The sequence below is a fragment of the Secundilactobacillus hailunensis genome (genome assembly GCF_005405185.1).
GTDB lineage: Bacteria > Bacillota > Bacilli > Lactobacillales > Lactobacillaceae > Secundilactobacillus > Secundilactobacillus hailunensis.
Map to the genome: position 1 here is coordinate 1 of NZ_BJDO01000055.1, position 13,614 is coordinate 13,614.

The 13,614-nt window shown below is 46.4% G+C and carries 11 protein-coding genes and 1 tRNA gene; 7 read left to right on the forward strand and 5 right to left on the reverse strand.

The genetic code is table 11. The annotated features are described in order from the left end of the window. The first annotated feature begins 403 nt into the window (after positions 1–403). Entirely contained in the window at positions 404–688 is a 285-nt protein-coding gene (locus tag FFM73_RS10935) for a hypothetical protein (protein WP_171001279.1), read from the forward strand. Positions 689–735: 47 nt separating this feature from the next. Here the strand turns inward: FFM73_RS10935 and guaD are convergent, their stop codons facing one another. Both guaD and FFM73_RS10945 read right to left on the reverse strand, forming a co-directional pair. Beyond that, positions 736–2,076: a guanine deaminase gene (gene guaD, locus FFM73_RS10940; protein ID WP_137631743.1), complete on the reverse strand. Its 1,341-nt coding sequence runs from the start codon at positions 2,074–2,076 to the stop codon at positions 736–738. A 169-nt stretch (positions 2,077–2,245) separates the two neighbouring features. Next, positions 2,246–3,379 (reverse strand): NADH-dependent flavin oxidoreductase, encoded by a 1,134-nt coding sequence (locus tag FFM73_RS10945; protein WP_137631744.1) that lies wholly within the window; start codon positions 3,377–3,379, stop codon positions 2,246–2,248. 189 nt (positions 3,380–3,568) lie between these two features. Between FFM73_RS10945 and FFM73_RS10950 the strand changes: the two genes are divergently transcribed. Continuing rightward, positions 3,569–4,120 (forward strand): TetR/AcrR family transcriptional regulator, encoded by a 552-nt coding sequence (locus FFM73_RS10950; RefSeq protein WP_137631745.1) that lies wholly within the window; start codon positions 3,569–3,571, stop codon positions 4,118–4,120. A gap of 18 nt (positions 4,121–4,138) precedes the next feature. Here the strand turns inward: FFM73_RS10950 and FFM73_RS12805 are convergent, their stop codons facing one another. Then, positions 4,139–4,315: a hypothetical protein gene (locus FFM73_RS12805; protein WP_159459443.1), complete on the reverse strand. Its 177-nt coding sequence runs from the start codon at positions 4,313–4,315 to the stop codon at positions 4,139–4,141. A 499-nt stretch (positions 4,316–4,814) separates the two neighbouring features. Then, complete coding sequence (locus tag FFM73_RS12810) at positions 4,815–5,858, reverse strand: hypothetical protein (protein WP_171001280.1); 1,044 nt, start codon at positions 5,856–5,858, stop codon at positions 4,815–4,817. A 213-nt stretch (positions 5,859–6,071) separates the two neighbouring features. Here FFM73_RS12810 and FFM73_RS10960 point away from each other — a divergent pair, with 213 nt between their 5' ends. From FFM73_RS10960 to FFM73_RS10970, 3 genes are all read left to right on the forward strand, one after another. Next, positions 6,072–6,341 (forward strand): AbrB/MazE/SpoVT family DNA-binding domain-containing protein, encoded by a 270-nt coding sequence (locus tag FFM73_RS10960; RefSeq protein WP_137631747.1) that lies wholly within the window; start codon positions 6,072–6,074, stop codon positions 6,339–6,341. Between the two features lie 57 nt (positions 6,342–6,398). Beyond that, a tRNA-His gene (locus FFM73_RS10965) sits at positions 6,399–6,473 on the forward strand. 219 nt (positions 6,474–6,692) lie between these two features. Next, positions 6,693–7,628, forward strand: coding sequence for an L-lactate dehydrogenase (locus FFM73_RS10970; protein WP_137631748.1), 936 nt, complete (start codon positions 6,693–6,695; stop codon positions 7,626–7,628). A 346-nt stretch (positions 7,629–7,974) separates the two neighbouring features. Here FFM73_RS10970 and FFM73_RS10975 read toward each other — a convergent pair whose 3' ends face one another. After that, entirely contained in the window at positions 7,975–10,140 is a 2,166-nt protein-coding gene (locus FFM73_RS10975; protein WP_171001281.1) for a YhgE/Pip domain-containing protein, read from the reverse strand. Positions 10,141–10,445: 305 nt separating this feature from the next. On the opposite strand from FFM73_RS10975, the gene FFM73_RS10980 reads away from it, so the two are divergent. Together FFM73_RS10980 and FFM73_RS10985 are read left to right on the forward strand one after the other, a co-directional pair. Continuing rightward, complete coding sequence (locus FFM73_RS10980) at positions 10,446–11,123, forward strand: D-alanyl-D-alanine carboxypeptidase (protein WP_137631750.1); 678 nt, start codon at positions 10,446–10,448, stop codon at positions 11,121–11,123. A gap of 145 nt (positions 11,124–11,268) precedes the next feature. Beyond that, positions 11,269–13,404: a YhgE/Pip domain-containing protein gene (locus FFM73_RS10985; protein ID WP_137631751.1), complete on the forward strand. Its 2,136-nt coding sequence runs from the start codon at positions 11,269–11,271 to the stop codon at positions 13,402–13,404. Positions 13,405–13,614: the final 210 nt, after the last annotated feature.

Consider the following 13,614-nt stretch of genomic DNA (forward strand, 5'->3'; position numbering starts at 1 on the left):
TTTGCCCAACGCGTTCGCGACCTTTTGTCCCATCCTCAATGTATCAAAAAAGGAGCCAAAATACCGTCGCATTTTGACTCCCTTATCTTAGTATATTTCGGCTATAGAAGAGTAAAGAGTGTGAAAGCAGGCGCTTAGAGAGCGGCGTGTAAGCTAAGGTTGGCAAAAATCCCGGGTTTGGATTTATGCCGACATTGGCTTACACATAGCTCTCTGCCTGCTTGAACACGTTTCGGCTAGAGAAAAGTAAAGAACAAACACTAAGCACCTCATAGCAGTTAGTCAGCCTAACTGTTATGAGGTGCTTTTAGATATATAGATTTTTACCATCTAAAATAATTGAAATTCCAATCTATGTTAAGTCATAATAATATCAGAACCCAGACCAAAGGAGTGATTAATGATGGATATTTACACAGCTACCAATTTCTTTAAATACCAACATACTATTCTTGAAACCTTAGACAAGACGAAACAGCCAATTGAAATCATTACTATCCAAGCCAAGGAAAACAGCGCAAACAAAGGCTACGTATTAATGCCTAAAGAGGAATATCAACAATTGACAACAGTGCAAGATGAACAGTTACACCAAGCAGAGTCAGATATTCGTCGTTATGCGTTAACCCATGATCCCAAAGCACCAGTAAATAATGATGAAATGGAAAAGTGGCTAACTGAGGACTAAAAAAGTCATCTCAAACGAGATGGCTTTTTATATGGAAAACTCAGCAATCACTTAACCTGTTCCCCTTGCACGTAAACCTGTTCAATATCAGCCTGACTAGTCTGATACATCAACTTCTCAAAAATATTGTCGGCATCATCCGCTTGAAACACATTTTTCAGCGAAACCACCTGCAGATCCGCCAAATACCCGGCCGCAATCTTACCAGTCTGCAGATGCAAACTCTGCGCGCCACCCAGCGTAGCTAAGTAGAAAGCCGTTTTAACACTGATGGCACTGTCATTGACGCCACGCTGATCAGCCGGTAGTTGATTATCCACACCGTCTTGGAGCAGCCGCGACGACATGACAGCCTGGCGAATATTTTGGTAAAGGCTGGGTGAATAACCACCGGAAATATCGGTCCCCAGCCCCGTCTTAACGTGATGAGCTAACACCCGTTTAACGGGCAATACGGCATTGCCAAAGTACACGTTTGAAATGGGGCAGTGCGCGACAGCAACGCCCTGCTTCGCAAACAGCGCATAATCGTGGTCATTGAGCTGGGTGCCGTGCGCCATCACCGCTTTATCCGTCAATAGGCCGTAGTGGTCTAAAACGTCAGCGTCGCGCATCTGATAGTGCTCCAGCGCGTACCCGTTCTCCCAGTCGCTTTCACTGCAGTGGGACTGCACCGGCAAATCGTATTTGCGTGCCAGATCACCAAGCCCTTGCAGACTGGCCGGCGTACAGCTAGGCACGAACCGCGGCGTGATCACGGGGGTCTGTTTCAGATCAGTAGTCTGATTCAACTCCCCTAACTGCTGAATAAACTGTTCGGTCTGGTCCACGGCGACCTGGGCCGAGGCGTCCTGATAGTAATCGGGCGTCTGGGCTGGATTATCCATGGCCACTTTGCCAACGAAGCCGCGCTGACCATGGCGGATGCAGGCCTTCGCCAGTTCCAGGTTAGCAGCGTTGTGGACGGTGCCAAAGTACAACGCGGTGGTCGTGCCGTTAGCCAGCAATTCTTGCACGAGATCATTGTAGACTAATTTGGCAAAATCCAGGTCTTGATACTTCGCTTCTAGTGGAAAGGTATAGGTATTCAGCCATTCATTCAGCGGCCGGTCTAATGCCAGACCAGCATTAGGCCACTGCGGCGCGTGGATGTGCAGGTCAATAAAACCGGGTAAGACGTATTGATTCGGACGCAATGTGGTCAAGGTGTCGTTTGCCTGAGCAATTTGTTTGACAGATACATAATCTGAATCACTAGGCTCGATAGTGCGTGCAATGTAGCCATTGTCGTCCAAACAAATTAATTGCTGTGCTTGGTAAGTAACTTCTGTTTGCGATGAAGATGAAAAGCTTGTCCCCTCGATGACTTTTAAATATGAAATAATCATGCACCTCGCTTGAAATGTTTTTGATACTTACGAACTATAATCTACTATTTAAAAATATTATTCGTGTAATTGATAGTTTAATTATAGCCATTAATCCCAAAAATGACCACCAAAAAAGGTATCAAGATTATTGGCACAATCTTGATACCTTCTACGTTAGGACATTATATTAAAGGTTTTCTTGGCCTGGGAGAGGTGGTAGTGGACTCCCTGGTGCCGTAAACCACTTAATCAGATGATCCTTAAGACCTAATTTTTCAACATCACCCTTAGCAATCGAAGTACAGACTTCATCCGACTTTCCAGCAAGAATTTTACCAGCGAACTCTGGTTCAATCAGTGCCTGACGTCCAATAGCCACAATATCACCATAGTCTAGTGCTTTCTCCGCAGTTTCTTTCCCAAAAACATTTGCAACAATGATTGTTTTCGCACGATCACCAACCGTCTCTTTAACTAATTGACCAATACTCTCACTGCCACCTTGAGGTTTTTCATCGTAAGATCTCACAAGAGAAGTATGAATATAATCAATGTCATAGTCAGCAATCTTATCAATGAGCTGCAATGAGTCTTTGATTGTATATCCAACATTTTCACCATGAATCTCTTCTGGCGAAATTCGATAGCCGATAATGAAACCGTCCTTAACAGCATCTTTAGCAGCGTCGACTACTGCGTCAGTAACAGCTAACGGAAAATTCATCCGTTTCTCTAGACTACCGCCCCAATGATCGGTGCGGTGATTTGAGTACGCTGAGAAGAATTGTTGCAATAAATAATGGTTGGCACCATGAATCTCGACACCATCAAAACCTGCTTCAATTGCCCGAGTTGTTGCTGCGCCAAAGTCAGCGATAATTTGCCGAATTTGTGCATCAGTCAGCTCTTCTGGTGTGTAATCTAACCACGGAAAATTCATTTTACTTGGTGCATACGAATGACCGTTCAGTTTTTGTGCCGTAACCGCTTCCCGACCACCATGATGCAATTGAAGAATGGCCTTATTGCCATCTTTTTTCAAGGCTTTAGCTAATTCCTTTAGTCCAGGGATATTTTCGTCACGATCAGCACCAATTTGTAGATCGTACGCTTTTCCACCTTCACTGACGTACGAAGCGCCGGTAATGATCAGTCCCGCAACTTTAGAACGCATCGAGTAGAAATTTAAAGCATCTTCACCGATATTACCATTTTCTTCAGCCTCATTAATCACCATCGGCGACATTGCAATCCGTGTTTTGATACTGGCGCCATGCTTGAACACAAGTGGTGTGGTTAATTTGTCATTATTATCTGACATTTCTAAAATCCTCCTAAAAATACAGCGTAGTTTTTAGTAGAGCGCTTGTGCTATTTTGAACATATCAGTTTAAAAAATACACTCTCAGATTAAAAATAAGATAAACGTAAGCGCTTTACTTACTTTTATGTTAATTGCTATACTGAACTCATTCAATACGTGAGACGTCACATAAAAGGAGAACCTGTGATGGCTAATGCCGAAATTAAAGCTCGAACAAAACAGCAACTATTGGAAGCCTTATTACATTTGCTGAATAATAAACGCCTAAACGATATTTCCGTTAGTGAACTAGTACGAAAAGCAGGTGTATCAAGATCGGCTTTCTACCGCAACTATCACTATATTGACGAAATTCTGATTGAACATGCAAACAATATTTTTCACGACTTTTTCCAGAATAAGATCATTAATCAGTCACCTGTAAACTGGCAACAGGCTAGCTTATATACTTATCGAGTGATTCGTGAAAATGAATCTTTCTTGAGACAGCTTTTCATCAATGGCAAATCAGGAATCTGGTTTAATGCTTCCGTCTCTGAAGGGTCACCCTTCTATAAAAACAAGCTAGGTCGTCCAGTCTCTGACGAGAAACTCATTTTTCTGACTGGCGGCATTATGGCTTTGGGTTTGGAGTGGTTAGGTAAGGGAAATAAGCAAAGTATCAACGATGTGGCAAACATCATTAATCCTCAAATACGGGCAATTTTAGGCGATAAAAAAACGGCCACCAGCAATTAATGCTGGCGGTCATTTCTACTAACTTGCCGCTCGATTTTGATCGACTATTTTCCAGCCATCAAGCAACTTGTCACTATTTACATACTGTTCCACGACCCATTTAGGACGCTTAGTAATTTGGGTAACCGTTTGTAGGCTATCCGTCCGGTGTACAATGTGCTCGTCTGGCTTGGTAATTACGTAGCGTTTCGCCACGACCATTGCCCCCTTCTCGACTCAAGGAAGTTACACAACACGATATCGTACTCGATCACTTTCAGGATAGTCGTAGTGTAACACGTTAGCGAGTGGGAGGACAAGCGGTAGAGTGTGAAGGTGGGCGGTTAGAGACTGACGCATAAGTTACTTTTGGTGGAAATCCCGATTTTGGATTTGTACCAAAAGTGGCTTATGCACAAGTCTCTGCCCACCGGAGCACGTTTCGGCAATGTAAATAGAGTGTGAAAGCAGGCGCCTAGAGAGCGGAGTGTAAGCTAAGGTTGGCAAAAATCGTGGGCTTGGATTTATGTCGGCTTTGGCTTACATGCAGCTCTCTGCCCGCTTGAGCACGTTTTCTACCAAAGACAACCCTTTTATGAGATGCATAACCGCTGAATTCTTCACAGTAAACAAAAAGCAGCCGACCACTATTCAAAAATGGCTGACTGCTTAACTGTCACATGATTAAATGACTGTCTTTAGTGTGAAAATCAGGTTATTTAACTGCACTGGCATTAGGATTGAACTTCTGCTGTGCGGCCTTAAGCGTATTAATTTCGTTGACGCACCCTTCAGATAATTTAACTAAACGAGCGATTCTGCCCTTATCCAAATTAATTTGGTTTGACAGATCGTGAATAATTGCTGTTTTATTACTTGAAGTTGTCTTCTTATCTGCTGTTAGTTTCTGATACTGAGCACGAGCTGAGTTAAGGTCTTGTGAATTACCATTAAGTTGTTTATCATAATCGACTAAATCTTGATTATAACTGTTGATCTCCGTTTGAAGTTCAGCGTATGCCGGCAGATCCTTCTGCGCTAACCAGCTTGGAAAGGCACTGTTAGCGTTAGTGGTAGCTGGCGTGGTTACTGAACTCGTTGCAGTTGTTGGCGTGTCAGTAGGGGTTGCTTTGCTGGGCGTCTGATTGCTGCTGGAACTGCTCTTAGAGCTACTGCTTGCACTGCTTTTAGAGCTGCTCTTGGAACTGCTACTTGCACTGCTCTTAGAACTTGGCTTGGAACTGTTGCTTGCACTGCTCTTAGAACTTGGCTTGGAACTGTTGCTTGCACTGCTCTTAGAACTTGGCTTGGAACTGTTGCTTGCACTGCTCTTAGAACTTGGCTTAGAGCTGCTGCTTGGGCTGCTAACTGACTTGGTCGATGCAGCTGAGGAAGAATTGACTACCGGTGTGTCACTGGTCTGTGAATCTTTAGTAACGGTAACATATCCATGAGCGGTTTTGTACCCCTGCTTCGATACAGTCACGCAGTACTGCCATCCGCCCTTCAAGGCGTGGGTCTTAATCGCAAAAGTACCATTCTTGGCAACTTTGCCGTAACCATAAGTCGCCTTGTTTCGACTAAGTACGATTGTGGCACCCTTAGTCGCATGACCCTTGATGAATTGACCATTCATCACCGTCTTGCTCATACTAATTGATAAATGCTTCCCATGCGCACTAGCACTCACCGAGGTACCGCCTAAAACAGTTAATCCTAAACCTGCAACAAATAATGACTTGACAACCATGTTCTTCATTGAAAGAAATTCTCCTGATTTTTCCTCATTGAAAAGGAAAATATTTTTGTAAAGCATGCATAATTATGCGCCAATTGGCTGGTCACGTAAACCTTTATTTGCAACATTTTCAAAAAGATGTCCAATAAACTTAAATCAACTTAAAGGCTATTCACCACCCCCGTTTTGCCGTATAATATATTTAAAATTCGTGATGAGAAAGGGGCTGGCATAATGGACGCGCAATCAAATCAGATTCAACGAAACGAAAATGGTGAGCTGGTTTTGAAACTGCCCGATGAATTTGTGAAACAGCTGGAACTCAAAGAAGGCGATGAAGTCGACTGGGTCCCAACGGCAATGGGGGTTGAGCTACGTAAAGCCGGCACTGTTGCGCCGCAATTCTGGGAACCATTTACCCAGTCAGTAAACGAATATCAACGGGCACTGCGGATGATTCAAGACGGCGATGACAAGAAAACTGACGATGAATCTGCAAAATAATAAAATTTAGCTTTTCAACTCCACTCAATCTATGGTATGATGTTTATTGTTGTGATGGCGGTATTGGTGAAGCTTGGTTAACACACCGGATCGTGGTTCCGGCACGCGTGGGTTCGAACCCCACATACCGCCCTAATATGTAAGCCGTATGATCTTTATGGTCATACGGCTTTTTTTTGCGCTCAAACTAATTTTTCAAAATTAATTTCCCTAGCTAATCCCTTGTTATTCCTGAATAACGGCGCCTTTAATATGCAATATTCATGAATGAGATGTTGACAACGCAACAACTGAATGCTATCTTAATGCCATTAACACATATTAAAATTTAATTAGAAGAAGGCAATACATATGAGAAAATACGCTATTATCGGGGTCGGTCACGTTGGAGCAACTGTTGCTTATACACTGGTATGCCAAGGAATTGCTGATGAATTGACCCTCATCGATAAAAATGAGAAAAAGGCTCGTGCCGAACAATTGGACCTTCAGGATTCGCAAGCCCGTTTGGATTCACACACCACGATTCGCATCAACGACTATTCACAATTAGCGGATACGGACATCTTATTCGTCACTTCGGGTAACATTCACGCTCTGGATCATGCCAGTGGTAACCGCTGGGCAGAGTTCGAATATACCAGAGAGATCGTCCAGGATATTGCGCCCAAGATCAAGGCATCCGGCTTCAACGGCGTTTTGATCGATGTCATGAATCCTTGTGACTGCATTACTTACTATCTGCAGCAAGCAACTGGCTTACCCGAGAACCGTGTTCTGGGTACCGGAACCTTCTTGGATACTGCTAGAATGCAAAAAGTGGTCAGCGAAAACTTCAACGTTGACGCCAAAAACGTCACCGGCTACACCCTAGGCGAACATGGTGAATCGCAATTCGTCGCTTGGTCTACCGTCTCAGTGAACGGCCTGCCTATCGAACAATTAGCTGAAGAGCAAAACCTCGACCTAGAAGACTTGGAGACCCAAGCCCGTGGTGGCGGCTGGGCCGTCCATTCTGGCAAGGGTTATACCAGTTACGCAATTGCCACCTGCGCGGTAAAATTAAGCCGGGCAGTCTTGGATGATGCCAATCTAGCTTGTCCATGTTCCTGCTATAGTGACAAGTACAACACCTACGTCGGCCACCCTGCTATCATCGGCAAGGACGGTATCGTAGAAGCGCTTCGCCTGCCGATCACCGATGCAGAAGAACAGAAGTTAGCCCAATCAGCCGGCTTCATTAGAGAAAAGTTCGAAACATTACCTGCTGTGAAGCAAGAAGTTTAACCCCTTAATCATTTAATAATGAAAGCCAAAATGGTCCTCGAGAAGTGCATCAATGCGCTCTACGAGGACCATTTTTAGATAATCTTCAGTGATGCAACAATGTAGCCGAAGGACGCCGGCTGGTTGGGCAGCTGTGATGGTGCTGTTAGGGCTTTAGCCCTTACAGCACGGGGCGACAGGGCAGACGCGCGGGTTTAGCGGGGCTGAACTGCGAGGTGAAAGACCGCTTCTCAGGCTTTCACCGGTCCCCACAGCAGTCCAACCAGCGGGCGGCCGGAGGCGGGCAAAAGCACCACAAAAAAAGAGTCTCAGGAAGAACACCCCCCCAAGACTCATTTAATATAGTTTACTGCCCAATCCCAGTCCGACTAAAGTCTGACAGGATACGGCGAGTAAAGTTCTGTGCTTTAATTTTCAGGAAGAAGCCTAATAAGAAAGCGCCGATAAACATAAAAATCAGGACAATGGCGTCGATAAAGACCGACTGCATATTCGGCCCGCCGACAGCTTCACGGAAGCCGCCGACACTATAGGCAAATGGCGCAATGTGGTAAGCCATCCGGTAAAATGCTGGATCGAGCTGAACGGGATACAGCGCTCCGGAGCCCGCCAGTTGCAATGCCACCAGGAAGATGACGACGGCCTTCCCCAGGTTGCCAAAGGTCGCGGCCAACCCGTAGATAATGGCCGTGAAGAGCATCGAGGACAGCACCCCGAAAAGCAGCATGATAAAGAGGCTTTCCACCTGCACGCGCAGGAAAATGATTGAACTGAAGATGATGATCATGGTTTGGATCAAAGAGAGCGTCCCAAACGTCAGCATTTTACCGCAGAATTCTTCGTGAACGGTCATGTTGTGGAACCGGCGCTGTTCACGGGGAATCGTGGTGTGCAAAATCATGACCAGCATGGTGCAGCCAATCCAGATCGACAGCGTGATGTAGGTTGGCAAGAAGGCTGCCCCAAAGGTCCCCACCTTGTAGATGTTTTCATCCTTGACGTTAAAGAGCGACACTAGCGTCTGCCCCATGGTCTTGGGATTGTTCTGCAGAACCGTAATGATGCTAACAATGTCATTATCGCTGGTGAGTTTCAGCTGATCAGCGATGTTTTTAACGTCATCTTGGTAGCTGGTCAACTTAGATTCCAGATTCGAACTGGACTGCGAGATCAGCTGGTTACCCTTAATGGCGTTGTCCAGATAATTTTCGTTAATGCCCTTCGCCTGCTGCAATTCGCCGATGATCGACCGTGACTTCGAGACCGCTGAAAGCAGGTTGCCGCTAATGCCGTCCAAATGAGTCTTAACGGAACGGTCATACTGGCTTAAAGCGGAATTCATGTTCACGGTAATGCGGTGCGCGTTATTGGCCGCGCTGGCAATTTCACCCGACGTTAACCGGCCGTTGCTGTTCAATGAAGATTTAAGTGACCGCAACTGCGCCTTCTCAGCGTTCAGCAGCGACACAGCATTGCCTAGAGTATCGTTTAATCCGCTAATGGCCGATAAATGCGACTGTCCGTTAACGCTCTTTAAGAAGGACTGCAACGGAGTAATCTGCCCTTTTAGCAGGTTCACCTGCGAATCAGCTTGATTCAGCAGATCGTTAACAGCCCCACGGTTCGTGGAATTGGCCGAGCGGTTCAGCTGATTGACGAGACTGTTCAGCCGGTTAGCGCTGGCAGTCGCGCTGTTCAGATTGGTTTCAAGGCTGTTAAAGGCCTTATTGACCGACCCTTGAACGCTGTGCAGAGAATCCGCCGTGGCGGCGTTGCTCTGCTGGAGCACGTCCACATTTTGCGAGGCGGACATGACCGGCTTTAAACCCGTCAAAATCGCCTGCATATTCGTCGACGTGTGGTTGATCTCCCCCAGCGCCCCGGTGGCGAGATCCATGGAGTCGCTGAGACCAATGATCCAGTCCTTGAGTTCCAGAATCTGCCCCTGCTGGTTCTTAGCCTTATTGCCTAACACGTTGAGCTTCGAAAACAGCGTGGTGTTGACGGTCTCCAGAAAGTTAGTCTGCACCTGATTGACCAGTGTTTTTGCCGCGGTCTCAGTGATCTTGCCGCCCATGGGACTATCCCGGGAATTGGCTTTGTAGACGATCCGCGCCTTATGCGGGTTATCGCCAGCAATGCTGGACAGCGACTGAGAAAAGTTATTGGGGATCACGATTTCCGCGTAGTAGCTGCCCTCTTTTAACTTGGTGTCCGCCTTATCAGCCGAGACAAACCGCCAGTCGAGCTGGTGGTCTTTTTTTAGCGTCTGCACCACGGTATCGCCAACGTTGAGCTGCTGCCCCGCCAGCTTGGCGCCAGTATCGTGATTCACCACCGCCACCGGAATATTTTTAATTTCAGAAACGTCATACGGGTTCCAGAGCGCCCGGACGTTGATCAGCGTGTAAAGACTGGGGACGATGCACAGGGCCAGAATCGTGATCATCACGAATGGTGACGAGATCATCGCCTTTAGGTCACGTTGATAGATTGCTTTGATGTTTTCCATTTCAACCATCCTTTTATTCATTCCGTTTCGGCCAAATGGACCAAGTTTGCATACTGGTTAATATTTTAGGGGACACACTGCCGAAATTCAAGCATTGGCGAGACGATACTGAACCCACTCGCATTTTTAAGAAACAAGACATTCTCGGTTAAATTGTACTAAAATATAGATAAATAAGCGACCAGTAACCGTCTCAGTTTATCATTCTATTGACTATTCAAGTAGTTGTGACACCCAGATTACAGGAATTTAGAGCAATTGATGGTATACTATTTTCAATATTAAACAAAGGAGTTTTCACTATAATGAAGAAAAGTTTTTTGATTCTCACTCTTTGCGCCGGTTTGTTTACCACATTCGGCGTTAGCACCCCGGCATCTGCGAAGTCCAAAAGTGCTAAAGTTGTCTCATCACGCCACATTTCTAAGAAACCGTATCACGCGGTGAGCGGTTATCTTTATTCCAGTACCAATTTGAAAAAGAAAGCCCACAACGCGGATAATTATCCGTTTACCGTATTCTACACCTATAAGTCAGACACCATCCGCAAAGCCAACGGCAACAAAGCCGTCTACTACTACGTCAGAAACGGTAACGGCAAGGTCAGAGGCTGGATCTGGCGTGGCCACCTCGTTCGGGTCGTAAATACCCAAAAACAGCTCAGTCAGCTAAACGAACTGGTGAACTTGATTGATTCCACTTCCACCAAGACGCATAACCAAATCGTTTCCCTGCTGAAGGCGGTCAACAACAATACCACCTTGCCAACACTGATCAGCAATTTGACGAAACTGCAAACTTCTCTCAATAACAATTCCGATATCACTAAACTCGGCCAGATCATTTCATTGGTTCAAAGCAGTTTTTCTAACGGGATCAACAATTTATATAACACCGCGAAACTGATCAACGATGCGACTTCTAGTCAAAGCAGTCTGCTGCCAGTGATCACTACCCTACTGAACCAGCTCAATGCGAAGTAACAACTAACGAGACTCTGATGCGCGCGGTTTACTAAAACGGCATCAGGGTCTTCTTATGTGCCTTGCTGAACCACGGTTATGGGCTATAATATAGGAACATTATCCCGTTTAATTTTAGACATGATTTGACCGACTGGAGGACACTATGCGTGATATTTTCAGGCTCATTAAAAAAGATTTTCATAATATCTTCCATACCCGCTCAATTTGGGTGACTCTACTGGCATTTGCCCTCATTCCGATGCTGTACGCCGTTTTGAACATTCAGGTGTCATGGAACCCCTATTCGCCGTCACGTACCAGCCACCTCAAGATTGCGGTGGTCAACAGCGATGAAGGCAGCTCGCTGAATAGCAAGCCGTTTAACGTGGGGGATCAAGTTGTTAAACAGCTCCATAAAAATCACGCGATTCACTGGGTCTTCACCAATGACTGGTCCGCTAATAACGGTCTGGAGAATGGTAAATACTACGGCATGATCGAGATCCCTGACGATTTCTCGACCAAGCTCACCACCTTTACCACCGCTGACCCGCAAAAACCCACCATCATTTATAAATCCAATGAAAAATTGAACCCGGCAGCTACTAAGATCATTGGCCAGGCGCAAAACAGCCTAACAGATAACATCCGCCAAAGCTTCATCCAAACCGCCAGCAAGGAGGTCCTTCAAGCGGCCAACAAGGCTGGTGCAACCATTGCGACTAAGAAGCCGGAGATCCTGCAGGTCCGCTCGTCTTTGCGTGATGCTATCGGAACGATCAATAAAACTGAAAGCACCTTGAACGACGTGAACCAAACAAACCAGCAGACGCGGGCAGCCTTGCAGACGATGAAGACCAACCTGCCTAAGATCTCCGCGCAAATCGATGATCTTCAGGCAGTGGTCAATAATACGAAATCGTTAAATAACGCGACCCAGCAATTGAACCAATCGCTGCAGTCTAATTTAGGTCGTGGCATCAATTCGTTGCAGACCCAAGGCACGCGCCTGCAAAATAACTTCAACGGTCTGCCATCGGGCCACGTTTCTAACACCACGCTAAAAGCCACCACCAGTTCAGCGACTTCGCTGCTCAATGGGATCAACGACTCGTTAAGCGATACCCTGCGAATGCTGGATATCATTAACAACTTCGTGCCCAATAACCGTACCAACGCCTTGATCGGTTCGGTGGCTAAAGCCAAGCAGAGCGTTGACCGGCAAAAATCGCTGGTGACACAGCTTCGCGGGGCGCATACTACTGGTAAGCAGCAGTCGCTGATACGCGAACTGCAGGCAGCTTCCAATACGTTGAATACCGCACTGGATACCGCCTACACCAATTTTAATTCAACGACCAGTCCGGCTTTGAACAGTTTGAACAATACACTAAATGATAATCTAAATGGCAACAGTTCCGTGGTCCAGTCGATGCGCTCAGTGATCCCTGAACTGCGGGCAATGGCGGATGCCGGGTCGATCACGGCTTCGCAGACCAGTGGCATTACTACCCAGCTGGGAAAGATCAAGGGCACGCTGCAGACGTTAAATAAGCAGGTCAGCTTCTTAAACAGCAAGAATCTGGATAGTCTGATCAAGCTGTTAGGCACTGACCCTAGCCTGTCATCGATCCTGTCGTCACCCATTAAAATGCAGACCAAAGAGATCTATCCGATGAAGACCTTTGGCTGGCAAGTCACGCCGTTCTACACGGTACTGGCGCTGTGGGTCGGAATGCTGCTGATGTCGACCATCTTAGCTTGGGAGTATATCTTGCCGGATGATAAAAATGGTCTGCACCGTCCGAACCATATGCAGTCCTACTTCGGTAAACTGCCACTGTATCTGACAATGGGCTTCTTCCAGGCAACGTTCGCCTTCTTAGGTGAAATCGTGCTGGGGGTCAGGCCGGTGCACTGGATACTGTTCCTATTGGCGTTTTACGCGGCCAGCTTCACGTTTGCCATCATCATGTTCAATCTGGTCTTCATGCTGGGAAATGCCGGCAAGGTGGTCATCGTGCTGATGATGCTGGTCCAACTGTTCGGAACCGGTGGGGTCTATCCCCTGGAGGTTGTGCCAAAAGATTTGGCCGCGATGGCACCATTCATGCCGTTCACGTACGCGATGCAGCTCTTCAGGGAGGTCATGACCACGCCAAATTGGTCAGTGATTGGCCACGATGTCTTGATCCTCTTCGTCTTCGTTCTGGTATTCACGCTCATCATGCCGCTGCGGCGGGTGTTTGAGAAGGTTGTTTATCGGATGGAGAATGATATGGGGAAGTCAAGATTGTAGAGTGTGGAGGTGGGCGTTAAGGGGCTGGAATCTAAAGCGCACGTGACAGAAATCCCGGTCTTGGATTTCTGTTGCGGGCGTTTTAGATGCAAGTCCCTGCTCGCCGGAACACGTTTTCTACCAAAAGACAACCCTTTTATAAGATGGTTTAGGGAAATTAGGGCATACTTAAATAGACCTACTGATTTTAGCTTTTTTCGTGATAAAATA